The organism is Paenibacillus sp. FSL P4-0184 (assembly GCF_038004625.1).
GTDB lineage: Bacteria > Bacillota > Bacilli > Paenibacillales > Paenibacillaceae > Paenibacillus_AQ.
In genome coordinates this window covers 1,257,150-1,283,064 of sequence record NZ_JBBORN010000002.1, presented here as the reverse complement: position 1 = coordinate 1,283,064, position 25,915 = coordinate 1,257,150, and the positions used below count along the sequence as shown (strand labels likewise).

The window sequence follows — 25,915 nt, the reverse complement described above, 5'->3', positions numbered from 1 at the left end:
CCTTTTACGTTTCTTTACCGCCGGCCGAGCCATTATGCTGTATTGCGAGTCTAACCAGTATACTCGCACCATGACCTAGCATCGCTTCATCGATATTAAACTGTGGCTGATGGATAGCATGGAGAATTCCCTTCTCCTTATTGCCGCAACCGATAAAGGCGAAGGCACCAGGAACTTTATCAAGATACCAACCAAAATCCTCACCAGCCAGACTTGGCTGCTCCAAAAGTATTACCTGATCCTCACCTAGAACTGCACGGGCTGCATGAAGCACCTGCTGCACCGCTTCCCCATTGTTCACTACTGCAATTCCTTCACGCAGCTCCAGCTTGTATTTCCCTCCGTAAGACTCAGCTATAGCTGCAGCATGGCGCTGTAAACCATTTGTAATCGCAGCTACCGTACTCTTGGTAAATGCTCTGAACGTTCCTGTCAGTTCACTGTGTTCAGCGATCACATTAATAGCAGTACCAGCTTGCAACGTTCCGAAGGCCAACACCGCCGCCTCCTGGGGATCGATTCGATTAGCCATCATTCCGTTAATCTCTCCTATATATCGTGCCGCCATCTGGATCGCATCTACAGCTCTGTGCGGAGCACTATGATGACCGGATGTCCCCTGAAATTCCACCTTAAAATGGCTGGACGCTGCCATGGCATCATGAGGGTGAATACCAAGCGTTCCGACCGGAAGCTCTGGCAGGACATGTAGCGCGTAGGCATAGTCGACACCTTCCAGCACGTTATCCTCAATGAGATCGCGGCCGCCTGAGAGTAATCTTCCATCAAGCGGACTCTTGACCGCGCCTTCCTCAGCTGGCTGGAAGACGAAAATGATCGTACCCATCAATCGTTCCCGGAAGGCTGCCAAGGTTCGGGCAGCCCCCAACAGCATAGCGGTATGGGCATCATGGCCACAGGCGTGCATGATGCCGTCATTGACTGACTTGTAAGGCAACTCATTGCACTCTTGTATCGGCAGGGCATCCATATCTGCCCTAAGAAGAAGAGTGGGCCCACTATTGCCATTGTCTGCTAAGCCTTGCAGGAGGCCTACCACCCCCATTCCGAAATGTTTACCGACATTTCTACGTACTGTGATCCCCCACTCCTCTAACAAATCTGCTACTTTATTAGAAGTGCGAACGACATCATACAGTAGCTCCGGATGGGCATGCAAATCACGACGGTATTCAATCATTTCATCCTGCAGCTGGCCGGCGTAATGCATCATCTCCGCAATATTCGAGTTTTGGTGGATTGCGAATACTGGATCAATCGTCAAATTTGCCCTGCTGGCTGAGAAGCTTTGGAATAGCGGTTCTCCGGCAACGGAATGCCGAGGTTTCCACGCAGCGTGTCACTTTCGTATTCAGTGCGGAACAAACCCCGCTCCTGCAGAATCGGTACTACCCGATCGATGAATTCCTCCAGTCCGTTAGGGACGGCAGCCGCGATCATAAATCCATCTGCCCCACCACTCTCAAACCAAGTTTGAATCTGATCAGCTACTTGCTCCGGTGTGCCAATGAAGCTGCTGCGTGGGGTAGCCGATTGCAAGGCGACCTGTCGAAGCGTCAAGCCTCTCTCCTTCGCATCCTTTTTGATTTTATCCGTGCCGCTCTGAAAGCTATTGCGCCCCAACTCGCCAAGCTCAGGGAACGGCTCATCCAGCGGATATTGCGAGAAATCATGATGCTCGAAGAATCTGCCTAAGTAGTTCAGTGCATTCTCAATCGTTACAAGGCCAGCAACCTCCTGGTATTTGCGCTCTGCCTCCTCCGGCGTGTCACCGATGATTGGAGCGATTCCAGGGAAGATCAGCACCTCATCCGGGTTCCGGTCAAACGAAGCTACCCGTGTCTTAACATCGTTATAGAATGCTTGGGCATCTTCTAGTGTTTCGTGTCCAGTGAAGATAGCATCTGCTTCCTTGGAGGCATAATTCTTACCGACTTCCGAGGAGCCTGCTTGAAACACGACTGGCTGCCCCTGCTTCGAACGAGCAATATTCAGCGGTCCCTTCACGGAGAAGAACTCTCCTTGATGGTCCAGGGTATGCATTTTTTGCGGATCAAAGAATACACCTGATTCCTTGTCTCGGACAAACGCATCATCCTCCCAAGAGTCCCATAATCCGCGCGTGACCTGCAAATATTCGGTGGCAATGCGGTAGCGCTTGCCATGGTCAGGATGCTCTTTTTTGCTGTAATTCGAGGCAGAGCCTTCCAGCGGTGAAGTCACCACATTCCAGCCGGCTCGGCCTCCGCTGATTACATCCAGTGATCCGAATTGACGCGCTACAGTAAACGGTTCACTGTAGGAGGTAGACAAGGTACCAACTAAACCGATGTTAGTGCTGACGGCTGCGAGTGCACTAAGAATGGTCAGCGGCTCAAACCGGTTAAGGAAATGAGGAATGGACTTTTCATTAATGTACAGACCGTCTGCGATGAAGATCAGATCCAACTTGCCTTCTTCTGCCTTCTGTACCCACTCTTTGTATAATTCAAAGTTTACACTGGCATCTGGTTTGGCATCTGGATGGCGCCACATCGACGTGCTGCCTCCTACCCCATGCAGCAGTGCACCCAGCTTCAGTTGTCTTGGTTTGGTCATGTTCATTCCTCCTAAAAGTTTTGTGAGCATACGCTTCCTTGATTTCACTTCATGCAAAACTGACTTCGGAAGCAATCATTGCACAAACGATGCATTAGCTGCGCCCTGTTTGATTCGCTCGATCTGGCCAAGATGTCTCTCCACATGTCCAGTGAAGCCGTGCACGATATCGGAAATTTTCACAGCCTCCCCCTTGAAATTAATTCCGCTTTTCTCCCAATCTTCTTCGCTAAGCCGTTCAAACAAGAGGCTGTTATAGTAAAGCAGGCTGCGGAACAGCTCCAGATTGTCGGAAGCATTGCCGCTGTTGGCGTACTGACCGCTGACCCAAGCATCCTGATTGAAGACTGGAAGCTGTGTAGTCGTAGCAGCGAGAATATCACGAATGCGGAACGAAACTACGATGCTGTGATCAGCCAGATGAGTCAGTACCTCAGTCACACTCCAACTGGCGGGTTCTGCCTTCCATTTCAGTTGTTCCTCCGTTAACCCGGCGGTCGACTTTACTAATTGATGATACGTCCTTAGATAATCACTGATTTGAACTCTGCTCATTAAATCCCCTCCAATATAAGACTTGTTCGCGAATGATCCGGTGGTGCGAAACGAGATAACGAAAAAGGCTGGATGTTATGAGTTGTAACTCCGCCGATCGCTAAGTCAGCCAGTATTTCACCCACAACACTAGAAAATTTAAAACCATGCCCCGAAAATCCTCCAGCTATCAGCACGTTGGAATGGAGCGGATGGCAGTCTATAATGAAATCTTCATCAGGCGTATGCTCATATTTACATGCAGAACCTTTTAGCAATCGACCAGCAGCACCGGGCATGTAAGACTCCAGTACCTTGCGGAGGTCACCCTCATCGCTGGCTTCACTGCCGAACGGGGCAAGCTGTGTACCCAGCTTCCATTCCAGCCCTGTATCATGCCGGCCGATCTTCAGGCCAGCTCCATCAATGCTGGGAAATCCGTAATAGCCACCTTCCTCTGCTCCTAACGTAAAGCCAGGGAAATTACCAGCAGCAAAAGCAGGGGAGCTCTCAAACCAGCCCACAACTTTGCGGATTGCTTTAATCGGCAAATGTACAAAAGGTGCCAATTTGCCAAACCAAGCTCCGGCACTAAGAATAACTGCCGCTCCGCTATAATCGCCATTTGTCGTATGAACCGTAACGCTGCCTTCGCGAGCGGTGACATTCACTACTGGAGTGTTCGTCAACAGTTCCGCACCATGTCCAAGGGCAAGCTGACGGTAGGCGGAAATACAGCGTTCGCTGTACAAATATCCGGCATCTGGTTCATACATTGCCGCGAATGATTCCGGTATGTTCAATGCCGGCCAGCGCCGCCGGATCTCTTCGGCATCCAGATGATGGACCTGCACCTTCCGTTTCTTCGCTTCTTCGAGAGGACCGTTGAAGGAATACACTGCGCTATCCGCGAGATTCAAGACGCCAGAGCGGACAAGGAGTTCTGTTTCGCTCATCTGTTCCGCTTCTTTCCATAGTGTATCTGCCCGCAAAGCTAAATCAATGTAGGCGGGATCACCGCTGTAAGCATGCCGGATCAGCCGGGATTCCCCGTGATGGCTGCCCTGTGTATGTGGAGGATCGAAGGCATCCACTAGTAGCGTCTTCACTCCGCGCCTCGCAAGATTGTAACCAGCGCTCATGCCCATCGAGCCTGCGCCTACGATAATTACATCGTAACTCTTATGTTCAGCTATAATTCTGCACCTCCACCGGAATTGTAGTACTCAAGGGAACGTACAGCCGCATCCGCAAGGAAACGTGCTGCCACAGGGAGTGCCTGTTCATCCAGATTGAAGGCTGGATGATGCCATTCTTGGCTTCCTTCAGTACCTATAAAGACGAACAATCCCGGTACCACGCGCTGATAGAAGGCAAAATCCTCTCCGGCCAGTGAAAGCTCTGGTTTGACCGCTCGGTAGCCAAGAGCATCAGCCGACTCTACCCCTAACGCCGCTAAGGCGGCGTCGTTGATGACCGGAGGCGGCCCTTCGATCCAGCGGACAGTGGCTTTTGCTCCAAGAGCAGCTGCCACACCAGTCGCCACTTCCCGAAAGCGGTCAAGTACTTTGCTGCGCACCGTTTCATCAAAGGTACGAATTGTACCCTCAAGCACGGCTTTTTCGGGGATGATATTCCATGAATTTCCGCTGTGAATCTGCGTCACACTGACCACCGCACTTTGTAGGGGACTGACATTGCGACTTACAATGGATTGAAATGCAGTCACGATATGCGAAGCAGCTACAATCGGGTCTATCCCAGCTTCTGGAACGGCAGCATGAGAACTGCCACCCTGCACTTCAATCACAAACCCGTCAGCCGCTGCCATTAAAGGGCCCGACGTAATACCGATCGTTCCGACTGGCAGTTCCGGCTTGTTATGCAGCCCGATTACTGCCCGGACTTCTTCTAGCGCCCCGCTAGCAATGATCCGCTGTGCCCCTTGCGCCTTCTCTTCAGCCGGTTGAAACAACAGGCGTACCGTTCCTAGTAACTGACCCTCTCGCTGCTTCAATTGATAGGCGGCACCGATCAAGGCAGCCGTATGGAAATCATGTCCGCAGGCATGCATTTTGCCGGGATACAACGACGCATAAGCTGCTCCAGTTTCCTCCTGGATTGGCAAGGCATCGATATCTGCGCGCAGCGCGATGACCGGACCGGGCTGCTTGCCCCCAATTTCTGCGATCACTCCGGTAGACAGACCGTAATCTACGACCCTGACTCCTGCCCGCCCCAGCAGGGAAATAATATATTTTGTTGTCTCATATTCTTCGTTCGACAGTTCCGGGTGCCGATGCAGATGACGGCGTATCCCGATTAATTCTTCTCCAAGTGCTTCCGCACTCAGCTCTTTAGCTTTACTAGTCATATACAGTCACCCTCCTTTAAACGATTTGTTGTGTGATCCTGATCCGCCCGCTTATGCCTCTGCCGGCACTTCAGCGATTGCTTCGCTCAATAGCTCAAAGGAGCGGAACCGTTTGTCAAATGGCTGCACATTCGTAGTTATGATGAACTCCTCAACACCGGATGCCTCTGAAAGTGCCAACAGCTGTTCACGTACAGAGTTCTTTGTTCCTTTGGTAATCTCTGGTTCCAACTCTTCAATCGTGTATGCTTCATTGCTCTGGCGGGCAAACTCCTCCGCCTGTTCCCGGGTTCCAACGGTTAGCTTCTTCCCGCTTGCCAGCTGAATCCGAATCAGCTTATGTGCACCCGCCAGTTCTTTTGCTTCCTCTTCGGTCTCAGCCACCACTAGTGCTAAAGCGATAATTGCTTGCGGTTGTCTGCCTTGTGAAGAAACAAAACCGCTGCGGTAAGCACGAATAGCATCTAGCGCTACTGTCTTATCGCTATTAATAAATAGGGAGAACACATAAGGTAATCCAAGTTCAGCAGCAATCTCTGCACTGCCTACACTCGCGCCAAGCACATACAGCTCGGGCGGAATACCAGGAAGGGGACCTGCCTTCAACCCAGCCAGCGGGTGGTTTTCTTCGAGCCGGTTATGCACATATTTCTCCAGCTCGATGATTTTGTCCGTTAAGCTAGGGGATTCGGTTCTTTCCTGCTGAAGCGCTTGTGTGCTGCGCGGGAGACCGCCGGGAGCACGTCCCACTCCGAGATCCACTCGTCCAGGAGCGAGCGTAGACAGCACATTGAAGTTCTCCGCCACCTTGTACGGACTGTAATGCTGGAGCATGATGCCACCGGAGCCAATGCGGATGCGTTCTGTTTTGGCCAGCAGATGTGAGATGAGTACTTCTGGAGAAGAACCGGCTACCTGCTCAGAGTCATGATGCTCGGAAACCCAGAATCGATGAAATCCAAGCTCCTCAGAGAGTTGTGCCAGCTTAATGGTATGCTGGAATGCTTCCTCTGGCGTTTCTCCCGGATAGATCGGACTTTGATCAAGTACGCTGATTGTAATAGCCATTGTTTTTCCTCCTATATGGAATAGTTAAATTCAGGTGTGATTCGCTTCAGGAACTGCTTCGTTCTTTCTTCGCGCGGATGATTAAACAGCTCAGTCGGCGTTCCTTCTTCAACAATGACGCCTCCGTCCATAAAAACCACATGATTCGCCACATCACGAGCAAACCCCATTTCATGGGTGACTACAATCATTGTGATGCCTTCCTTGGCAATTTTTCGGATAACAGCCAGCACCTCACCCACTAGCTCAGGGTCCAGCGCCGATGTTGGTTCGTCGAACAATATAACCTCTGGCTCAAGCGCCAAGGCTCGGGCAATCCCTACACGCTGCTGCTGACCCCCGGACAGCTGACTCGGGTAAGCGTCCAGCTTGCTGGCAAGACCAACCTTTTCAAGCAGTGCTATACTCCGCTTTCTCGCTTCGTCCTTCGGAAGCTTTTTGACAATTAACAACCCTTCCATCACATTCTCCAGCGCGGTTTTATGACGGAACAAATTGTACTGCTGAAATACCATTGCCGTTTTTTGCCTAAGCTGATGAATCTCCTTTTTGCGGGCATGTTTGCAGTTCACTTTAAAATCTCCAATGGCGATCTCTCCGCTGCTTGGCCTCTCCAGATAATTCACACAGCGTAAGAGAGTCGTTTTGCCGGAGCCACTGGGGCCGAGAATGACGACAACCTCTCCCTTCGTCACCGTTAAATCTATATTGTTTAATACCTGATTCCGACCGAATGACTTCGAAATTTGCGCAAGCTTGATCATGCTACTCCACCTCGATTGTACAGATTAATCCTTTTCTCAATGACCGACGTCACGCGTTCGATCAGAAATGTTAGTGCCCAGAAGATCAGTGCTGCCGCCAGATAAGCCTCAAAAAACTTCCAGTTCGTTGAAGCCACAATCTGTGCCTTAGCATTGATATCCACCACAGAAACAGTAAAAGCAAGGGTAGATCCGTGCAGCATGCCGATTACCGAATTCGATAGATTAGGCAGACTTGCCGCCAGCGCTTGAGGAAAAACAATCCGCTTTAGTGCTTGGGGCGTAGTCATACCGATAGAGTGGGCCGCTTCTAGCTGACCACGATCCACAGCGAGCAGACCGGAACGGACGACCTCGGACATATAAGCTCCAGCAGTAATCGAGAACGAAATATAAGCAAAACCGATCATCGGAATCGAAACCGACCTAAAGCTCCAGCCGAAATGCACCGCTAGACCATCAATCAGCACAGGAAGCCCAAAATATATAAGCAGCAGATGCGTCAACATCGGTGTCCCGCGGATGAACGTAACATAACCGACGGCCAGCGGATGTAGCAGTGGAACTCTGTATAGCCGGATCAAGGCTACAGCCACTCCAATCACAAAACCAATCAATACAGAGACAACCGTAATATATAAGGTCGTAGGAATTGCACTCAGAATTTGTACCAGAGCAGTCCATATAAACGATGGGTCCAGTTTCATAATCTGGTGCCTCCTTTGCCCGGTCCCAATTCTGCAATAATGCGTCGGTAGGACCAGCTTTTGTTGATTTTAAACAATTTTTTCTCAGGCGTATTTCGCTTTTCATGCCGCAGCAGATGGTGTTCTGCTACAAGCAGCAGCTTCTCAATCGTAAAGCTGATGACCAGATAGATAAGTGCAAGCGCGATATAGGTTTCAATAAAATGCTGTGTTAAGCTGCCAAGCGTCTGAGCTTTACCTGACATTTCCATCACCCCGAGGGTAAAAGCTAATGATGTATCTTTCAGTAGTGCAATTACTAGATTAGAGAATACAGGAACTGCTATACCTAGCGCTTGGGGCAGCACGATTCGTGTAAAAGCTTGAAACCCCGTCATCCCCGCAGCGTATGCAGCCTCCACCTGCCCCTTATCCACCGCCATCACAGAAGCCCTAATCATTTCGGACATGTATGCACCCGTATGCAGACCGTAGGTTAGAATCACAAAGACAAGTACAGGAGTTCGGGTCATATCCACATGGACCAGCTTCATGATTTCAGGCAGACCATAATAAAACAAGAAGAGCTGGATAAGAATCGGAGTTCCCCGAAAAAAAGAAATATAGATTTCGGAGAGGGTCTTTAACACAGGCACTTTATAAAGTCTTGGCAGAGCTACGAGAAAGCCGACAATAATTCCTGTCAGTAGAGAACAGGCGACAATCAGAAGCGTGGTGCTTAAAGTCCCTAGTAACTTAGGCAAAAACGAAAATACAAAACTGATATCAAACTGTGCGCCCATATATTCCCTCCCTTCCCGTGCTCACCGGCTCAATCATTTAACCGAATCCGCTGTAACATCCGCACCCAGCCATTCCGTGCTCAGCTTACCCAGTGTTCCGTCTGTCTTCAGCTCTTTAATCGCACTATCAATCGCATCTGACAGCTTTTGTGAATCGGCATCATCCTTACGGAAAACATAGAGAATGTCCGCGGAGGACAACTCGTCGCCCGTAGCTTTTAGCTGACTCTGCGGATCAATGATCGGCAGGACAAAATCTGCAGCCAGCGTAGCGTCCACACGCCCAGTACTAATCTGTGCGACGGTATCATTCGCTGCACCGTTCTGATACACGATATTAATCGCATTGTCATGCTCTTTATTGTAGTTTTCCAGAATTTGCGCTTGTGCGCTTGTCGCACCGACTAATACCTTTTTTCCTTTAAGATCATCCAGTGATTGGATCGAATCATTATCCTTCGCCACTACGATGCGGTTTCTCCAGTGGGCATAGGCTTCTTTGTTAAAAGAATATTTCAACTCCCGCTCCGGATTTTTCTCCATGACATGGGCAACCAGGTCGATTTTTTTAGTTTCCAGACTCAGCAGTAAATTGCTGAAATCCATGGTTTGAAACTCGAATTCATATTCAGGCAGCTGCTTATCGATTTCTTTGAGCAGTTCCACATCGAAGCCTGTAAGCTTGCCGTTCTCATCTATGAAGCAGACCTTCGGAAAAGCAGTACCCGTGCCTACGATGATCTTAGTTACCTTTGTCGAACCATTTGCCGTTCCCGAAGCTTCGGCTGCATTTCCATTCTGACTACTGTTCGTGCTGTTATTTCCGCAGCCTGCTATCGCCACTGTCAATAACGATGCAATTACTAATGAAATGAACTTTTTCATTGTTCTATCCCCTTTGAATGATTTGTGGTTTATCTAAGAGTGTTTTTTTCATCAGATACATAATGCCGTCACCATTCTGCTGATCCAGTTCCAGAAACCGTTCATACCCCCGGCGTTCATACATTTGAACTAACCATGGGTGCTTCTTCGCCGTTGCCAGCGTGACCGCAGCCGAACCCAATTGTCCAGCAATAATGTGCTCTTCCACCCAATCCAGAAGCTTTCCACCATAACCTCTGTTACTGTAATCCGGATGAGCAGCAAACCATTTAATAAAAGGCAGTGGGCTAATCTTCTTAATCTCTTCTTCTTTTGAAAGTGTTATCGTCGCAACTATCGTTCCATCAACTTCAAGCACATAACACTCATTCGTAGCAATATTGTCTTCAATAAGTGCCAAGTCAGCTGTAGCCGCCGGCCAATGCAGCCGGAGCTCACGAATCAGCTCATACGCACGATATGTAACCTCAAGCAAAATCTCCGCATCTTTCAGTTCTGCCAGTCTGTATGTCTCACTCATCGCAAGCCCTCCACCCTTCCGAAATTAAATTTATAATTCCTATCGAAATAGTCGTCATTATATGCAATTAACTTTATCACTGCATGTGTCCATGCGCTAATAGAGTTTTTTAATACATCTATACAATTAGTCGATCTCCCGTTTTACCAATACCGAGTTCAAGCAGGGTTTCTATGAATTCAGCGTTCTCCCCATTTAGTGAAATCAGGCTGGTTCGTAAGGAGATGCCTTCCGTCTCCGCAATATCCACCCGTACTAACGTCCCAGCCGCTACTTCCTCTTGCACACTAAGTGCCGGAAGGAAACAGATGCCAGCTTTTTTCAACACCAGCTTCTTGGCTGTCTCCAGGTTATCCACCTGATATTCAATCTTCGGCGGCTGTTCCATGCTTTCAAATACTCGGTGCAGTCGCATCCAATCCAAAGACCCGCATTCAAAAAAGACTAACGTCTCCTGGCGAATATCTTCCAGCGATGTACGTTGTGCCTTAGCTAAGCGATGCCCCTTCTCTACATACAGCGAAATGGGGTCTTCGCAGAAAGGAAAGGCTTGAATGGCTGGATTTACGACCTTACGAATAAAAGCCAGATCTAGCTCTTTCGATTTCAGCTTATCAATCAATACTTCCGTAGAAGCTGTCGTCAGCTTGATCGTGATATGCGGATACCTGCGCTTCAAATGAAGCATCAGATGCGGCATTAAATAATTGGATACCGAGACAGTACTGCCGATCCTCAGTTCATTTGGAATATTCCCCTTGGCCTGAACCTGATATTTACCGTTCTGATAGATCTGGAGAATCTGCTGGGCATAGGGAAGAAATTGCTTACCTTTATCCGTTAGGCTAATCTGCTTACCTAACCGATCAAACACTCTGCAATCCAATTCCCTTTCGAGCGATTGAATCCGTGCCGTAACTGTCGGCTGAGAGATATATAGGACTTCGGCCGCTTTATTGAAGCTTCCATAATGGTTAATGTAGACAAAAGCCTCAATATTTTCAATGTTCATCCCTAATCCCCCTAAACTAATATTAATTTTACTATTCCGATGAAAAAACAATGAAATATAACGATGCTTTCCTATAGATTTTGTTTATATCTTATGCACCCCCCTATTTTTTGTCAACTTAAATTCCGTGTAAAATAATCGGATTTCTACAAAATTTCCTTCATAAATGATTAATAATTTAAAATTTGAAACTGCAGAAGCTATAGTGAATCCCTTTGTAATCGACTGTTATGTTTATTTCATATAGAGCTTTTCTATTCATTTATCAAAAAAATAAAATACCCCTTATATAACTCGGAATTATCGTTTATAATGACTTCATTCGTATGAACTATACATTAACTGAAAGGGGATCGCGAGATTATGTCACAAAAGATTATTATCCGTGAAGCTGAGAATAATGACCGTGATGCCATCGCTGAAGTGATACTGGACGCTTACCACCAATATTCGGAAATCATGCCCGAGCCGTTGTGGCTAGCGTACCGGAAATCACTTCTTGAATCTGTCCATGGCGATGCCCCGATCATGCGGATCATCGCTGAAATCAACAAGAAAATCATTGGTAGCGCACTCTTGTTTAGCTCCTCAGAAACGGCTTACGGTAAACCAGAGTTAGGCATTCACTCCCCTATCCTACGCCTGCTTGCCGTATCTCCATCCGCTCGCGGTCTCGGTGTTGCAACCCATCTAATTCACGAAGCTGCTAGGAGATCTCGTGAGTTGGGTGCCATCACTTTAAATCTGCATACTTCAGAAATGATGGCTTCAGCAATCAAGCTCTACTATCGCTTAGGCTTCAAACGGGCGTATGAGACCGATCTTATGAACGGGGAAACCCTGGTACAGGGTTTCCAACTAGACCTACTAACCTCAGTCCGTACTACAGCAGGATAATTATAAAATTCGAGACAGACTAACTCGATGAATATAACGTCTTCTTAACCATTGTCTAGAAATTATAAAAAAGAAGCCTCGGGAAGCTTCCCAATGATCTTATGTGATCATTGCGGCGAACTTCCGAGGCTCATTTAATTTCCTTTTTTATAGGTTATTTCTTTAAAACTCACAGTGATATTGCCTTCATTATCTGCATTATCCATGCGATGATCTAAAATTACAGTTGCGCTGGAGGGGATGGACGAAAAGCTAGCCCCCTTCTGCTTCTTCTTTACATCATAGAGATAATAAGAAACATTCTTAACCTTCAGCCCTATAGTATCCTTGTTCAAAAGTTCTACTGAATAGGATTTTATCACAGCTACATTAGCGTCCATCCATCCTACAACTTCAACCGCTGCATCTTCATGGTCGCTTTCAGTCTTAATAGAGCTGATGGGAAGCCCATCCTGATTATAAAAATTAATTTTTTGTGGAGCTATTTTCAAATAATCGATGTCGATGTCATGGATTCGGTTTTGGTTCATCCCTGCTGTATCCATCCAGGCAATCGTGCCCGCCGAATTCCACTTTATTTTCTCAGAAGGTACATATTGCTCGTGTGGTAACGGCACAGTACGTAGCGAAGCTCCTTTATTATCATAAAAGGTTAATTGGCCGCTCTCATCATCATGTACAAATCTCTTAAAGGTTGGTGAAGGAAACAGGGATGGCGCACCGGTCGTCGAGTGAGGGATTACCGGATATTTTAGAAGATGCACATCGTCCTTTCCTTTCCTCAGATCAAAGAACCATACATTGCCGAGGTAACTTTGCATAAATAATATTTGTTCATCAGCATTCCACTGGAATTTATAGATGTAGTCATAATCATCAGAAAGCGGCCAAAAGTCTTCCCGAAGTCGTTCAATATCTCCTGTAACAACATTATAAGAGGACAAATGATATTTCCCAGCTTCTTTCGTCAGATCCGATTCCAGAAATAATAGATGATCCTCGTCTAACTTGATTAGCATATTATAGTTGTTCATAAATGCATTGTTCCAACGGTTATCGGTATCGATCAGCTCATCGCTCCATTTTACCATCACCTCATCCGTAGCAGGATCATGGGCTAGTAAAGCGTTAACTGCATTATGGTCGCCATAGAAAAAATGAATGGTGTGATATAAGATTCCTTGTAATTCAACCACTGCCCCACCGTTTAATAGATAGTTATTTTCGGTTATGCCAATTGGTTTAGCCACCAGTTCTCCATTTGAGCTCCGTACTGCATTAAACTCCAGACCCTTAAAGTTTGCTTCCAAGAATATAAGCTTTTTTAACTCGACAGTTGATTCCTTAGTAAGTGTGTAGCCTGTGCTCGTTTCGTTCACATTCATTAACATGCCTTGCTCGCTTGTTTCGTTAATCCATAGATGAAAGGCATATTTATTATTATTTGAAATTAGAACAATATCATAGTTAGGCGTTGCGGTATTTAAATTTCCTGGTATTTGTACAGCGGTACGGATGGCTCGGACGAAAGTTTCTATGCTTTCATCATCTATGTATTCAGCCTTTATGTTAGCATTCACTGAACCATGTGCTAGAGATTTCGCTACTGTGATTCGCTTGATTTCCTCGTCAATTTTTAGATTATCGGCTTCTACTTGTTGCTCATTGGGTTGAAATAAGTCAAGTAAAACTACTTTTTTTGTTTCCGGCAGCTTGTAATGTCCATTTTGTCCTGATTTGGTGAAAAGACCATTATTCTCACCTAGAATCCAGAATGAGAACTTTTCGTTTTCTTTATTCTTCAATTCAACAATAGCTTCATAATCGGGTGCTGCAATATCAAGCTTGGCGCTGTCATACTCAGCAGTATGTATAACTTCATTGAATTGTTCTATTAAATTGTTGTCCGTTATGGTTATCGATTCACCGCCAACATTCTGGACTTTAATGGAATTAACAGTACTCAGATCGATTAGTGGTTGATTCGCTTTATCCTTATTCCCTGTATTGATACATCCAACAATGATTACTGAAATGACTGCTAAAAGGGCTAGTAGATTTATCTTTTTCATATAGGCTCCCCCTTCATGTTCTCTCTTCTTTAACGCCAAATAGAGGATAAAGTTGCAATAAATGAGATTTAATACCTATTAAAAAGTATTAATTAGATCAAACCTAGCCTGTAGTAAATGGATCAGATTCTTATCCTGAACTAAGTAAAATTGTTTGTAGCAATAAAAAAAGCCACCGTACAGGCCTGTTCTCCTGTAAGGCAGCTACTCTTTTATCCCAAAGGTTGGATGAACTATTTAATCATTATCACTACCATGTTCAGACCCGAAAAGCCTTTAAAAAATTCACAGCCTGGCGGATATCTTCCTCTGGATTAGTGCCAACTTCCCGTTCTATGGTCAGGAAACCTGTATAACCGATGTCGTTCAGCGCTTGCAGATAATTGTTCCAGTCGACAGAACCTGCTCCAAGTGGAACTTCACGGAACGCCGAGCCGGTCTCGGCCATTTCAGCCATCTTCTCATGGTCTAATGCGGGTGCTTCATAACCATATTGACCGTAAACATCGCGCGGATCGATATCGGCAAGTTTGAGACCATCTTTAGCATGGGTGTGTACAATGTAGTCTTTTAGTGTATGAACACCTTGCACGGGATCATCACCAGTCACCATCACCATGTTGGCCGGGTCAAAATTAACAGAAACCCCTTTGGAACCCAAACCGTCGAGGAACGTCTTCAGACGCGCAGCGGGTTCTGGCCCAGTCTCAATCGCAAAGTAAGAATTCATCTCATGCGCGTATCTGCTTAGTTCCTCACAGGCGATGTGCATGGTTTCATAAATTTTACTGGTGTGGTCAGAGGGAACAATACCGATATGTGTAGTTACGATATCTGTACCTAGCTCCTTGGCCAGCTCCATAATGCGTTTGGACTTTTCGATTTTGGCACGGTTCTGTGCAGGGTCCTGAAATCCATGTCCGCCTAAATCTCCAACGAGGGCAGAGATTTCGAGACCCAGTGAAGCGATGTATTCCTTCCATTCACGGCGGGCTGAAGGAGAAAGGTTAGCGGGATCAAATTCACCTTGCACCGCATAAATCTGAACTCCATCAGCCCCTGCTTCTTTTGCCTTGCGCAACCCCTCTTTTACTCCGACCTGAAAACTGTCTACGATAACGCCGATTTTGTTAGTGATAATTGGTTTAACCATGGTAATAATCCTCCTTTAAAATGAATTAGATTTGGTTCCAAACCCGCTTGATGTATTGGAGCCCAAGTCTTGTCCCCTTACGGCACTCTTCCATTCCCTCAAATTCTACAGAGATATATCCGTCGTAGCCGCTTTCCTTAACGGTTCGAATGACACTCGGCATATCGATGTCTCCATGACCAACGATGGCACCCCTCAACCAGTTCCCACCAGTAGACTGGAACCAGCCTTCGCCAGGCTGGCGATCCTGCGGACGAATATAGAAATCTTTGAAATGTACCATCGAAGCAAGCTTAATATTGTTAGTCACAGCAATAAGCGGATTCTCATCTGCGCACAGGAAGTTACCAATGTCGAGTGTTGTACGGAAGTTATCTCTTCCTACTGCGTGAACCAACGCATGTACACGATCGCTGTGCTGAATAAAGTATCCATGATTCTCCACACTGGTTGTGATGCCCAAACCTGCGGCATAATCGGCAATTTCCCGACAGGCTTCAGCCAAATGTGGAAGCTCTTCCAAAAAGTGCGTAATTGATAGATCATTTGACGAGGCTACATCATGCCGCATCCGCTGAATGCCTAACGCCGCACAGACGTCTACTTCCCGCTTTACCCGTTCGACTTCACGCTGTCTTTCCGCTGTCTCCAGACCGGCAAAATTCGCCCCGATAGCATAATTAGACAACTCTAGTCCACGACCTGCTGCTGTTCGTACAATCTGATCAATTAGCTCAGGATTCTCAACCAAATTGATGCCCAAGGGTACAATCTCCGCATGCTCCGCGCCCAGATCGGCGATCGTCTCAATGACTCCTTCAAGCGTAAGCTCACCCGTTGAAAAAGCTGAATGCAAACTGTAGGTACTGATTCCTAGCTTCATAGTTTCACCTCTTCGCCTTTGGCAGCGGATTCATAGATCGCGCCGAGAATCTTCATGATTGTAACGCCGTCCTGCACAGGACTAATCGGTGTAGAGCCGTTGCTGATGTTGTTCGCAAAGTGATTAATCTCATTCTGGAATGCACTGTTGAACTCAAACCCCTTATGATCGGTCTGCGGATAGATATTGACGATCGTATCCGACTGTTCTTTGACGAGGACTATCTCAGGATCAATTTCAAACCCACCCTTGTCACCGTACAGGCGGACTGAGCGCTCGTCTTCTTTGGCATGCAGTGTAAAGCTAACATCAACCATCAGCGAAGCTCCATTCTCAAAACGAATTAGTGCATTTGCTAAATCTTCCACCGTATTGTTCGCTGCGTCGTAATCAGCGGCTTTATAGAAAGAAAGATTCTTGATATTGGAACGATTGCCGAGCTTCCGGTAAGTATTGGCACTTACTGATACTGGATTCGGACGGCCCATCAAATACCAGCATAGATCGATCACATGGACGCCGATATCAATCAATGGTCCGCCGCCGGAGCGTTCAATATCACTGAACCAGCCGCCGGGATTACCAAGTCTCCGGAACGTCGTTGCCTTCGCATAGTAGATTTCGCCGAATTCTCCTTGTTCCACCAATGTCTGAAGTAGCTGGGCATTAGAGTCATAACGTCGTACAAAGCCTACTTGCAAAATTTTACCGCTCTTTTCCACTGCCTGCTGAACCTGAAGCGCTTCTTCCACCGTGCGGCAAAGCGGCTTTTCCACAAGTACATGCTTGCCTGCCTCAAGTGCCGCGATGCTGATCTCAGCATGAGAGTTGTTCCATGTGCAGATGCTGACTGCATCTATTTCGGAATTAGCCAGCAATTCACGATAATCCGTGTATACGTTCTCCACGTTATACTCAGCAGCAACAGCTCGTGCACGCTCTTCATTCAGGTCACAAACCGCATATATGATTGTCTGCGGATTAGTCCGATAAGCACTTAAGTGCATGCTGGAGATAGAGCCGGTTCCTATTACTCCAATTTTAATCATATCCATAAATATTCTCTCCTTTATTTTGCATAGGTTATGATTCGTATTATAATGATTTCAACCCTAAACACCATGCAGAACCTTGCGGTTTCATTTGTACAATTGTGCTATAGGAGGTGCAGTCAATATATGTTGGACTATGATAAACATCTACAGGAACCCATGGACATGCCGGATCCCGAGTTTCCGATTAAAGTACATACCCAGCGCTTCAACCAAGAGGGAGTTTTGTTGTTCCCACATCATTGGCATGAGCATCTTGAGTTTCTGTTTATTGAAAGCGGTGAGGCTGTTTTTGAATGCGGACGAACACCGATCAACGTACGGGCTGGTGATTTAGTTGCTGTGAACAGCAACGAGCTGCATTATGGGGTGAGCGCTTCTTCTGATTTATTGTATTATGCGATTATTGCAGATACTTCTTTGCTGCATAGTGCGGTAAGCGACGCTGCCGAGACCAAGTTCATCGCCCCGATTCAGCAGAACCAGCTGCTGTTACGTAATCATATCCGGGGGGATCAGCACATTACAGACTGTGCGCTGGCTATTATTCGGGAACTGGAACTTCGCGAATTTGGATATGAGCTGGCCGTGAAGTCCGAGCTATACCGCCTGCTAACGTTGCTATTGCGCAGACATATCGTCACCGTACTCTCACAGGCTGAGCAAGAAAGACGTATTCAAACCGTTGAACGCTTCGCACCTGTTTTGCGTTATATCGATACCCATTACCAGGAGCCCATTCAAGTTGACGAACTTGCGGCACTAACAGGGCTAAGCCGCTTCCATTTCAGTCGTCTCTTCAAGGAATTAACTGGTCATACGATATCGGAATATATAAATGCTGTCCGTTTAGATCGTGCAGATTATTTGCTAAGGCATACCCAGTTAACGATTTCTGAAATCGCTACCACAACTGGCTTCAGTGATATCTACTATTTCAGCCGGACTTTCAAAAAACATAGAAAAGTACCCCCAAGCAGTGTGAGAGGGTTCTAGTTAGGGTGAACAAAGGAAGTAGTCTTGTACTTGCTATCGCTCCTTAATTTTAACACCAAAAAGGTCAGGAAAGGGTAATCCCCTCTACTGACCTTTTTTTATTTTATTAATTGCATAAAAGAAACTATCTTCCATCTTATGGGTATAATTAACATAACAAAAATATAGGAGGAGATTTCATTGAGAAAAATAATTAAACTGACTATATTAGCACTTTGCATAATGATTCTACCGGGAACAATGATTTATGCCGCATCGAACCAATCAGAAGTTTCATTATATTTCAATAATGTGGTACAAAAACAGGCAGCAGTAATATCCGAGGGGGACATTCTCTTACCTGTTGAACAGCTCTCTAAAAATTTGTTTGCTTTAATCGCTTTAGATGAAACAAGTAAAACGGTTCGAATCTACAAGCCAAATGTGAACATGGTATTGCTTGATAACAATGGAGAGATTTTCGGTAAGGTAAAAAGCCCTGCACGGTTTGCCTTTTCAACCTTATTACAAGTAGATCATTTAAAAACAGAAATTTCAGATATAAAACTTACGATCACTGATCCCGCAGATAAAACAGAAACTATCGATAATCAACAAATTAAGAAGAGTGAAGAAAACTTTTGGTTCAAAACTAACGAATTTACTTATTCGTTTAATACAAAAGGCACCTATACTATTCAAGTATTTTTTAAAGACGTAAATTCAAAAACATGGTATCCTGTCTCTGAAATCGATGTATTCGGTATATGAATTTCCGATAGTTGAATTCCCGTTTCCGTACTTCCTCACTTCTTATTATTCTTAATCACTTCATTAAAACGGTCAGGAAAGTTGGTATGTACCCCGTCTACACCCCAAACCACGGCTTTGTCCATATTCACTTGATAATTCACTGTGTACGGAAATACCTTTAGACCCGAATTTTTCACCTGTGCGACATAGGAGGAATTTATTCTTTGAAAGTTAGGGCTAATACCAACTGCATAAGTTTTCACCCGATTGATAAAAGATTCTGGTACTTTGTAAACCGGAATATTATACCAAACAATTTGATAAAGCGGGATCTCTGGGTTAATCGAATGAAGCTTACGTAAACTCGCCTCACTAAATGAATGTATGGAAACATGATCAGACAGATTATATTTTTCAATTTGTTCGTTTAATATGGTTTCGATATTCGGATTCAAAGCGGGATCTTTAATCTCAATCATATAGTCCACTTCTTTTCCAAACCTTTCAAATATCTCTTCTAAAGTCGGAATGCGTAATCCAGCATATTGATCCCTAGCAAACATTGGATATTGTTCGTTAAACCAAGAGCCAGCGTCTAATTTCGAAAGCTGCTCTAAAGTATAATTCTTAACATACCCCGTTCCATTTGTCGTACGATTAATAGTTTCATCGTGAATAACAACAGGAACACGATCCTTAGTTAACTGAATGTCTAACTCGATATAATCGGTATCCATATCAATGGCTAGTTCGAATGCAGGTATAGTATTCTCAGGAGCATATCCCGAAGCGCCACGGTGAGCAATGGTATAGACTTTGTCCGCAGGCTCGAGAATTTCCTTCACTTTAGTACGAATCCATGGAGAATAGGCATACATTGAGGTACACAATAAGATCAATAAAAATATGTGAATAAATATAAAATACATTTTAGAATTTTGAATCCTTTGCATAAAGCTTCCCTCTTCTTTTCAAAAATTTATTGTTGTTTACTTGGTGCTGTTTTCTACATCATATCCAGTTAATTACCATTCATAATCCTATCAAATCTCCTCTTGATTCATAATTATGTAAAACCTGCGGATTATTCTAAGCTATATCGCAATGATGGCTGCAATAACCGCTTTAATGATATCACCTGGAAGAAAGATCACCACACTTGTTAATCTAGCCCAAATGGAAGTATTCGTAATCAATGCTATGATAGGCGCACCTATCAGATTAATCAACATTACACCAAAAATCAAATTCACGACAATCAGCTTCCAAGTTCTGACTTCCAGCGAATCATGCAGCATATACAAATTCTTTGACTTTCATGAAAAAACCTTTATAGGAAAATTGAATGTATTGATTAGATTCATAAAGTTGGAAGAATCTCGAACTTAAAAAACACTGATCCAGATTAGGATCAGTGTTTTTTAGCTACACATTTTTAAACAGAACAGCTTTACTTGTTGATATGTTCCTTGATTTGTTCAGCGATTTGTTCCAGCAAAGCCTCTTTCCCTAATGCAAAGAATGCTTCATTGTAATTTTGTCTGCTTGTCATGCGATATATATTTTTCGATTTTACAGCTTTTAGGCTGCTCCAGACCTTACTTTGGTCTAGAACATTCCGGTCATTATCAGACAATAAAATGATGTGGTCTGGATTAAAGGTAGACAATGCTTCTAGACTTGTTACTTTTCCTCCCCATGGGTCTGGTTCCGGTGTTCCTGGCGCGATGAGTAATCCAAGATCATTAAAAATCATATCTGCAATACCTGTGCGGGAATAGATCCGGATTTCTTTCTCTGTAGCTTCGATTACTGCAAACGTTTCTTCTTTAGTTATCTTTGTGATTTGATCATGCAGTTGTTGAGCACGTTGATCATAGGTCTTCAGCCACTCATCCATTTCTGTTTTCTTATCAAGTACCTCTGCAACAAAGGCAAACCGCTCTCTAAAAGCATTAAAGCCATAAGGAACCCTCACTGTTGGAGCAATCATATTTAGTTGATCATAGATTTTCTCTTGCGTAGGCCCTGCCAGTATCAAGTCAGGACTTGCTGCACTGATCGCTTCTAAGTTAACTTCCGTTTGAAACCATCCAACGGGCGTTACATTAGGCAGTTCTTTTTTTAGAATAGGTGTGATTTCCAGTGAATTAGCCATGTCTGTATTCCCGGTAATCATAGGTTTATATCCAAGCACTAAAAGTTCTTCAGTTGAGCCAGATACATCAGCAATTCTAACCGGGTTTACCGGTATTTCAACATCTCCTTTGGCGTCCTTAATGGTACGTGTTTCGGAGGAATTCGTAGCGACGGGATCAGATTTTACCGCAGGTGGGGAGTTCTCTCCTTGAGCCTCCTGCCTTGAATTGCCACATCCGTACAACATCACCATCATGAATAAGGCGATTCCGACAAAAGAGATACGTTTTAAACTGAACATTTTTTCCAACCCTCTCCAATCTGTTGATAATCATTCTCACTACTAGCAAGTCCGATCATACACTCTGCTGATAGGGCTGAACTACCGACAGAGGGATTGAATAACGGTTTGGCGGATATTTATTTGTTGTCTAACGTTTTTTTGTTATTTCAGAAGGATTTATTCCATACTGCTTCCGAAATGCCTCCGCAAAATGGCTGAAGTTGTTGTAACCTACCATCGTCGCTGTTTGACTAACACTACTCTCCCCGGAACGCATGATTTCCCATGCTTTTTCTAAACGTTTGTTCCGTAAATAGGCAAATACAGTCGTACCGTACTCTTCCTTAAAACCAACTTTTAATTTGTATTCGTTAATACCTGCCAGCTTGGACAGCTCTATAAGTGATGGAGGGTTTGCCATTTGCTCGAGTATGATTTCCCTCGCTCTCCGAACGCTTTCCCGGTCACTGCGAGATAAATGCAAGCTACGTTTTGTATGCTTCTGCTCAAAAAGAAAAGCGCCAAAATATGCGGAAAGCAGTTCTAATGCCTTACCCTCTGCGTATAACCTGCGCATTGAGATATGATATGGGCAATCTCTCAATTGAACCAATAGTCGGGAGGTTTCTGGAAGAATAGGCATACGGAACATACGAAAAGATTGTGCATCTAACAGCCCGGATAAACTGCAAGTATGTGGAGATCCTTGCTCTACCATCCATGAATCGAACAGTGTTACCGGTACACCAATGGACAGTAAACGGATGGGTTCAGCACTGCGATAGTGAAATTCGGCTTGGAAATCTCGCATGAGCTGCAATGAACAACTGTCGGGCACCAACTCGTGACTATTGCCTGTTACATGAACTTCTCCGCTGCCCTGTAGACAAAAGCTTAGCTCAATCATAGCTGCTTCGGATTGAACTCGGACTAAACGATCCTCAGTGAAACGGTAATCACTATCTACAATTTCGATCCCGGAAGATGTGATAACCCTATCGACGTATCCATGGTCACTAGGTTGTGAAAAATGCATTCGCTCTGTGGTGTCCCTTATAGACGGAGTCTCAAACAATGCATTGAAATACCCGTTATAGATGTTATGAATTGATTTTCTTGTCATTAATTCATACCCTCAGCAGATCTGTAGTACGCTGTAACCCCAATGTAGTGTTTTATCATGAGGAGATCACCTTTATTCATGTATTAAATGATAACGATTATCATTTGTATCATTATATTCGAGACATTAGCTAAACTGCAACGAACAGTTTATGAGGAGTGTTAGCGTATGATTCCAAATACAAACAACCCCTCATCCTAATGGATAAGGGGAAGTCGATTTCTGTTAATCAGCTTTTAACTTTCGTAGCATTATTCAGATCCGGATTCAGTTTATATTATCTCTTATCTCATCGCTTTAGCTAGCTCTGTGAAAATAACTCCAAGCGCGTAAGCTCCTGCATCCGGATAACCAATGCTGCGTTCACCTACCGTACCTGCTCTTCCCATACGGGCAACGATATCTGAAGTCTTCTGTGCACCGAGAACTGCCGCCTCAGCAGCTTTGACAGCTGCCAGCTTTATATCTTCGCCTTGTTCTGCGGCTTGTGTCCAGGCATCTGCAAAAGGCACAAGCGCATCAATTAATGTCTTGTCTCCAACGACAGCACCTCTCCCGAAGGATCTTTCACCCGTATCCTGAATCCCTTTGACTACAGCTTGCATCATATTGGCAAATTCCTGAATGGATAACTCCTGCTTCTGCTGCGCAGTCTTGCTTGCAGCGCGGAAGCCCGATCCCCAGATCGGCCCGGAAGCTCCTCCACAATGCTCCATAATGATCAATGAACAAGCATCAAGGAAGTCACCGATATTGCTGTGATGATTAGCTAGAATATCTTCCCATTCTACTTTCAACTGCTTAAAGCCCTTGGCTACGCTCATCCCAAAATCACCATCTCCGGCGTGGGAGTCTAGCTCGCAGAACGGTACCTCATTCTCGATAATGACCTCACTCATTTGATCAATCAAAAATACGATATTTTGTAAGGAAAACTGGTTGTTCTTAATTACCGCTGCTTCAGCATCCGTATTATTCTTGAAGGATACCGTGCTGTCTGCCTTCTCTTCCTTGATGACTTCCGTATATTTCACAGGCTCAAATGAACCTTTAACCGACAATGCCGGTGTATCACACGGAGCAGACAACCATTTCTTCAGCGTCTCATCCAGCTTCATAATTGACACTGATGCGCCAGCCATATCGATACTGGTCATATAGTTGCCGACAAATACTTTAAACACTTGCTTATTCTTTGCTGTCAATTCACGGATCACAGAATTATTCAACAAATAAAGCTCTTGCAGTGGTGTTCCACCAAATCCATTGATCAGAACAGCAACTTCTTGCTGCGACTCATCGTTCATTTGCAAGTTGCTCAGCAAGGACGTAACCATTCGCTGCGCCAGTTCATCCGCTGACACGGCTTTTTCTCTGCGAATTCCAGGTTCACCATGAATTCCTACGCCGTATTCCATCTCATCCTCTTCGATATGAAACGTTGGGGTTCCTTTAGCAGGAACGGTGCAAGATGTAAAGGCGAAGCCGATGGTGCGAACATGGTCAATCGCATGTTGCGCCGCTTCTTTTACTTCCGTCAGGGACAGTCCTGCTTCTGCCGCAGCCCCGGCTACTTTATGAACGAGAACAGTTCCGGCCACCCCTCGTTTCCCTACGGTATAGAGACTGTCTTCAACGGCAATGTCATCGTCTACTTTGACATATTCCACTTGTATGCCATCTTCACTTGCGAGATGAGCCGCATTTTTAAAGTTCATGATGTCACCGCTGTAGTTCTTAATAATAAGCAGCGTTCCCTTTTTACTAGCAGAGCTACGGATCGCTTGGTAGACCTGAATCTGGGATGGAGAAGCAAACACATCGCCACACACGGCTGCATCCAGCATACCGCTGCCTACGAACCCGGCATGGGCCGGTTCATGCCCACTTCCACCACCGCTTATAAGTGTAACTTTATCGGTGTTGATCTCTTTTTTAGAAATCACTTTGAATTTATCGTTGAAATCCAGCTCAGGATGCGCTAAGACAAGTCCATTACACATTTCTCGGACTAGCGTTTCCGGCTTATTCATAATTTTCTTCATCTTAAAGCTCCTTACTTAATTTGTATTGACGGCCTAATTGGTCGGCAGCCATAATCGCCGATGCTACGGCTTCTTCTGTAATTGGGAACGGCATCGAATGAATCGATTCCTCAGCAATACAAGCTTTTTTAGCAACCTCAAGAAGTTCTTCGTAAGTTACTTGCTCCACTCCGATATCTGCTAAGCACACCGGAAGCCCAATAGACAGGCAGAAATCCAATACTTCTCTTAATTCGGTACGGTCTGCATTTTCAAGCACCAATTGAGCAATTGTACTGAAGGCTACCTTCTCACCATGATAATAATGATGCGTTCCTTCTAAAGCTGTTAAACCATTATGGATCGCATGAATCGCAGCCAAACCTCCACTTTCAAAGCCTAGTCCCGATAACAAAATATTCGTTTCGATGATATTCTCCAAGGCTGGGGTTACGATATTCAGATCGCAGGCCTGCTTCGCCTTGAACCCATTTTCAAGTAAAGTGTCATAACACAGTTTGGCAAGACCTAGTGCGGTTATCGTTCCTTTAGCTTCCCCACAAACACCTTCACGAACCCCGCAAGGTAATCCCGCATTCACATTGGAATAAGAATTTGCTGTAGCTCTTGCTTCGAAATAAGTGGAGAGTGCATCTCCCATCCCTGCAACAAGAAATCTTGTTGGTGCTTTGGCAATGACTGTTGTGTCGATCATTACTACACTTGGGCTTTGCTTGAAATAAGCATAATCATCAAACTCACCTTCTGGGGTATAGAGTACTGCGGAGTGGCTTGTTGGTGCATCAGTTGCTGCTATCGTTGGAACGATAATCAATGCTTCACCTTCTGCTACGCATTTTGCCGTATCAATCGCCTTACCTCCACCCAAACCAATCGTACATGCACATTGATGTTCCTTAGCCAGAGCCTGTAATCTTGCGACTTCTTGTCTTGAGCATTCCCCATGGAAGCCACTTTCAACAAGCGTTATATTAAATTTCTGTTTAGTTGACTCCAATTTATCTTTTACACGTGTAACATCATCTGGATGTGCAATGAGCAGTGCGGAATCACCGAATGTTTTTACAAAATATCCTAAATTCAAAAGTTCATTCTCACCTTGCACATATTTCGTCGGACTGATAAACGCTCTTCTCATTTTCATTCCTCCTAGGTTGTATATAGTTATTATTATAGATTGCTCTATTTCGGTATGCATGAAACAATAAGATCAGAATAAAGCGTTTTCTTACCGAGTTTTTTTGTCTTCTTATTAAGGAATAGTATTATCTTGTC

At 45.1% G+C, this 25,915-nt stretch carries 25 protein-coding genes; 3 read left to right on the top strand and 22 right to left on the bottom strand.

The genetic code is table 11. The annotated features are described in order from the left end of the window. Nucleotides 1-4: 4 nt before the first annotated feature. The 12 genes from MKY52_RS27615 to MKY52_RS27560 form a co-directional block, all read right to left on the bottom strand. Entirely contained in the window at nt 5-1,285 is a 1,281-nt protein-coding gene (locus MKY52_RS27615) for a M20 metallopeptidase family protein (RefSeq protein ID WP_341054948.1), read from the bottom strand. Next, entirely contained in the window at nt 1,282-2,619 is a 1,338-nt protein-coding gene (locus MKY52_RS27610) for an LLM class flavin-dependent oxidoreductase (RefSeq protein ID WP_076299754.1), read from the bottom strand. The genes MKY52_RS27615 and MKY52_RS27610 overlap by 4 nt, the downstream gene beginning before the upstream one ends. A gap of 75 nt (nt 2,620-2,694) precedes the next feature. After that, on the bottom strand, nt 2,695-3,174 hold the full coding sequence (locus tag MKY52_RS27605) for a DinB family protein (RefSeq protein WP_341054946.1): 480 nt from the start codon (nt 3,172-3,174) through the stop codon (nt 2,695-2,697). Next, nucleotides 3,174-4,349 (bottom strand): N-methyl-L-tryptophan oxidase, encoded by a 1,176-nt coding sequence (gene solA, locus MKY52_RS27600; protein WP_341055654.1) that lies wholly within the window; start codon nt 4,347-4,349, stop codon nt 3,174-3,176. The genes MKY52_RS27605 and solA overlap by 1 nt, the downstream gene beginning before the upstream one ends. Further along, a complete protein-coding gene (locus MKY52_RS27595) occupies nt 4,346-5,527 on the bottom strand; it encodes an amidohydrolase (protein WP_341054944.1) in 1,182 nt (393 codons plus the stop codon). Before MKY52_RS27595 ends, solA begins: the two co-directional genes overlap by 4 nt. A 51-nt stretch (nt 5,528-5,578) precedes the next feature. Then, complete coding sequence (locus MKY52_RS27590; RefSeq protein WP_341054943.1) at nt 5,579-6,595, bottom strand: LLM class flavin-dependent oxidoreductase; 1,017 nt, start codon at nt 6,593-6,595, stop codon at nt 5,579-5,581. Between the two features lie 11 nt (nt 6,596-6,606). Next, complete coding sequence (locus MKY52_RS27585; protein WP_076286779.1) at nt 6,607-7,359, bottom strand: amino acid ABC transporter ATP-binding protein; 753 nt, start codon at nt 7,357-7,359, stop codon at nt 6,607-6,609. After that, on the bottom strand, nt 7,356-8,066 hold the full coding sequence (locus MKY52_RS27580; protein ID WP_341054942.1) for an amino acid ABC transporter permease: 711 nt from the start codon (nt 8,064-8,066) through the stop codon (nt 7,356-7,358). Before MKY52_RS27580 ends, MKY52_RS27585 begins: the two co-directional genes overlap by 4 nt. Continuing rightward, nucleotides 8,063-8,848, bottom strand: coding sequence for an amino acid ABC transporter permease (locus MKY52_RS27575; protein ID WP_341054939.1), 786 nt, complete (start codon nt 8,846-8,848; stop codon nt 8,063-8,065). The genes MKY52_RS27580 and MKY52_RS27575 overlap by 4 nt, the downstream gene beginning before the upstream one ends. A gap of 33 nt (nt 8,849-8,881) precedes the next feature. After that, nucleotides 8,882-9,733, bottom strand: a complete 852-nt coding sequence (locus MKY52_RS27570) for a transporter substrate-binding domain-containing protein (RefSeq protein ID WP_341054937.1) — start codon at nt 9,731-9,733, stop codon at nt 8,882-8,884. Nucleotides 9,734-9,737: 4 nt separating this feature from the next. Continuing rightward, complete coding sequence (locus tag MKY52_RS27565; RefSeq protein WP_341054935.1) at nt 9,738-10,253, bottom strand: GNAT family N-acetyltransferase; 516 nt, start codon at nt 10,251-10,253, stop codon at nt 9,738-9,740. A 118-nt stretch (nt 10,254-10,371) separates the two neighbouring features. After that, entirely contained in the window at nt 10,372-11,265 is an 894-nt protein-coding gene (locus tag MKY52_RS27560) for a LysR family transcriptional regulator (RefSeq protein ID WP_341054933.1), read from the bottom strand. Nucleotides 11,266-11,628: 363 nt separating this feature from the next. Here MKY52_RS27560 and MKY52_RS27555 point away from each other — a divergent pair, with 363 nt between their 5' ends. Then, a complete protein-coding gene (locus tag MKY52_RS27555) occupies nt 11,629-12,162 on the top strand; it encodes a GNAT family N-acetyltransferase (protein ID WP_341054932.1) in 534 nt (177 codons plus the stop codon). A gap of 134 nt (nt 12,163-12,296) precedes the next feature. Here the strand turns inward: MKY52_RS27555 and MKY52_RS27550 are convergent, their stop codons facing one another. The 4 genes from MKY52_RS27550 to MKY52_RS27535 all read right to left on the bottom strand — a co-directional run bounded on the left by MKY52_RS27550 (nt 12,297) and on the right by MKY52_RS27535 (nt 17,325). Beyond that, a complete protein-coding gene (locus MKY52_RS27550; protein ID WP_341054931.1) occupies nt 12,297-14,234 on the bottom strand; it encodes a hypothetical protein in 1,938 nt (645 codons plus the stop codon). Nucleotides 14,235-14,493: 259 nt separating this feature from the next. Next, complete coding sequence (locus MKY52_RS27545; protein ID WP_076299742.1) at nt 14,494-15,387, bottom strand: sugar phosphate isomerase/epimerase family protein; 894 nt, start codon at nt 15,385-15,387, stop codon at nt 14,494-14,496. A gap of 25 nt (nt 15,388-15,412) precedes the next feature. Next, entirely contained in the window at nt 15,413-16,270 is an 858-nt protein-coding gene (locus tag MKY52_RS27540) for a sugar phosphate isomerase/epimerase family protein (RefSeq protein WP_341054929.1), read from the bottom strand. Then, nucleotides 16,267-17,325, bottom strand: coding sequence for a Gfo/Idh/MocA family protein (locus MKY52_RS27535; protein WP_341054925.1), 1,059 nt, complete (start codon nt 17,323-17,325; stop codon nt 16,267-16,269). Before MKY52_RS27535 ends, MKY52_RS27540 begins: the two co-directional genes overlap by 4 nt. A 123-nt stretch (nt 17,326-17,448) precedes the next feature. On the opposite strand from MKY52_RS27535, the gene MKY52_RS27530 reads away from it, so the two are divergent. Further along, nucleotides 17,449-18,318, top strand: coding sequence for a helix-turn-helix domain-containing protein (locus MKY52_RS27530; protein ID WP_042188277.1), 870 nt, complete (start codon nt 17,449-17,451; stop codon nt 18,316-18,318). 180 nt (nt 18,319-18,498) lie between these two features. Continuing rightward, entirely contained in the window at nt 18,499-19,068 is a 570-nt protein-coding gene (locus MKY52_RS27525) for a hypothetical protein (RefSeq protein ID WP_076299739.1), read from the top strand. A gap of 35 nt (nt 19,069-19,103) precedes the next feature. Here MKY52_RS27525 and MKY52_RS27520 read toward each other — a convergent pair whose 3' ends face one another. From MKY52_RS27520 to MKY52_RS27495, 6 genes are all read right to left on the bottom strand, one after another. Next, nucleotides 19,104-20,003 carry a glycerophosphodiester phosphodiesterase gene (locus tag MKY52_RS27520; protein WP_341054923.1) on the bottom strand — a complete coding sequence of 300 codons (900 nt, stop codon included), beginning with the start codon at nt 20,001-20,003 and terminating at the stop codon, nt 19,104-19,106. A 141-nt stretch (nt 20,004-20,144) separates the two neighbouring features. After that, nucleotides 20,145-20,348 (bottom strand): biotin transporter BioY, encoded by a 204-nt coding sequence (locus tag MKY52_RS27515; protein WP_341054920.1) that lies wholly within the window; start codon nt 20,346-20,348, stop codon nt 20,145-20,147. A 152-nt stretch (nt 20,349-20,500) separates the two neighbouring features. Further along, nucleotides 20,501-21,490 (bottom strand): ABC transporter substrate-binding protein, encoded by a 990-nt coding sequence (locus tag MKY52_RS27510; RefSeq protein ID WP_341054918.1) that lies wholly within the window; start codon nt 21,488-21,490, stop codon nt 20,501-20,503. A gap of 130 nt (nt 21,491-21,620) precedes the next feature. Further along, nucleotides 21,621-22,595, bottom strand: coding sequence for a helix-turn-helix transcriptional regulator (locus MKY52_RS27505; RefSeq protein ID WP_341054915.1), 975 nt, complete (start codon nt 22,593-22,595; stop codon nt 21,621-21,623). Between the two features lie 284 nt (nt 22,596-22,879). Beyond that, the gene (gene dhaK, locus MKY52_RS27500; protein WP_341054913.1) at nt 22,880-24,640 is read right to left on the bottom strand and encodes a dihydroxyacetone kinase subunit DhaK; all 1,761 of its coding nucleotides are present in this window, start codon (nt 24,638-24,640) and stop codon (nt 22,880-22,882) included. A 1-nt stretch (nt 24,641) separates the two neighbouring features. Then, the gene (locus MKY52_RS27495) at nt 24,642-25,778 is read right to left on the bottom strand and encodes a glycerol dehydrogenase (RefSeq protein WP_042188270.1); all 1,137 of its coding nucleotides are present in this window, start codon (nt 25,776-25,778) and stop codon (nt 24,642-24,644) included. Nucleotides 25,779-25,915 lie beyond the last annotated feature (137 nt).

Bases quoted from the DNA above. Each gene is read 5' to 3' on its own strand.
- MKY52_RS27540 (WP_341054929.1), bottom strand. From the start codon at position 16,270: ATGAAGCTAGGAATCAGTACCTACAGTTTGCATTCAGCTTTTTCAACG.
- MKY52_RS27575 (WP_341054939.1), bottom strand. From the start codon at position 8,848: ATGGGCGCACAGTTTGATATCAGTTTTGTATTTTCGTTTTTGCCTAAG.
- MKY52_RS27550 (WP_341054931.1), bottom strand. From the start codon at position 14,234: ATGAAAAAGATAAATCTACTAGCCCTTTTAGCAGTCATTTCAGTAATC.
- MKY52_RS27495 (WP_042188270.1), bottom strand. From the start codon at position 25,778: ATGAGAAGAGCGTTTATCAGTCCGACGAAATATGTGCAAGGTGAGAAT.
- MKY52_RS27570 (WP_341054937.1), bottom strand. From the start codon at position 9,733: ATGAAAAAGTTCATTTCATTAGTAATTGCATCGTTATTGACAGTGGCG.
- MKY52_RS27555 (WP_341054932.1), top strand. From the start codon at position 11,629: ATGTCACAAAAGATTATTATCCGTGAAGCTGAGAATAATGACCGTGAT.
- MKY52_RS27610 (WP_076299754.1), bottom strand. From the start codon at position 2,619: ATGACCAAACCAAGACAACTGAAGCTGGGTGCACTGCTGCATGGGGTA.
- MKY52_RS27520 (WP_341054923.1), bottom strand. From the start codon at position 20,003: ATGCAAAGGATTCAAAATTCTAAAATGTATTTTATATTTATTCACATA.
- MKY52_RS27505 (WP_341054915.1), bottom strand. From the start codon at position 22,595: ATGACAAGAAAATCAATTCATAACATCTATAACGGGTATTTCAATGCA.
- dhaK (WP_341054913.1), bottom strand. From the start codon at position 24,640: ATGAAGAAAATTATGAATAAGCCGGAAACGCTAGTCCGAGAAATGTGT.
- MKY52_RS27560 (WP_341054933.1), bottom strand. From the start codon at position 11,265: ATGAACATTGAAAATATTGAGGCTTTTGTCTACATTAACCATTATGGA.
- MKY52_RS27595 (WP_341054944.1), bottom strand. From the start codon at position 5,527: ATGACTAGTAAAGCTAAAGAGCTGAGTGCGGAAGCACTTGGAGAAGAA.
- MKY52_RS27580 (WP_341054942.1), bottom strand. From the start codon at position 8,066: ATGAAACTGGACCCATCGTTTATATGGACTGCTCTGGTACAAATTCTG.
- MKY52_RS27510 (WP_341054918.1), bottom strand. From the start codon at position 21,490: ATGTTCAGTTTAAAACGTATCTCTTTTGTCGGAATCGCCTTATTCATG.
- MKY52_RS27530 (WP_042188277.1), top strand. From the start codon at position 17,449: ATGTTGGACTATGATAAACATCTACAGGAACCCATGGACATGCCGGAT.
- MKY52_RS27585 (WP_076286779.1), bottom strand. From the start codon at position 7,359: ATGATCAAGCTTGCGCAAATTTCGAAGTCATTCGGTCGGAATCAGGTA.
- MKY52_RS27565 (WP_341054935.1), bottom strand. From the start codon at position 10,253: ATGAGTGAGACATACAGACTGGCAGAACTGAAAGATGCGGAGATTTTG.
- MKY52_RS27590 (WP_341054943.1), bottom strand. From the start codon at position 6,595: ATGGCTATTACAATCAGCGTACTTGATCAAAGTCCGATCTATCCGGGA.
- MKY52_RS27515 (WP_341054920.1), bottom strand. From the start codon at position 20,348: ATGCTGCATGATTCGCTGGAAGTCAGAACTTGGAAGCTGATTGTCGTG.
- MKY52_RS27545 (WP_076299742.1), bottom strand. From the start codon at position 15,387: ATGGTTAAACCAATTATCACTAACAAAATCGGCGTTATCGTAGACAGT.
- MKY52_RS27535 (WP_341054925.1), bottom strand. From the start codon at position 17,325: ATGGATATGATTAAAATTGGAGTAATAGGAACCGGCTCTATCTCCAGC.
- MKY52_RS27605 (WP_341054946.1), bottom strand. From the start codon at position 3,174: ATGAGCAGAGTTCAAATCAGTGATTATCTAAGGACGTATCATCAATTA.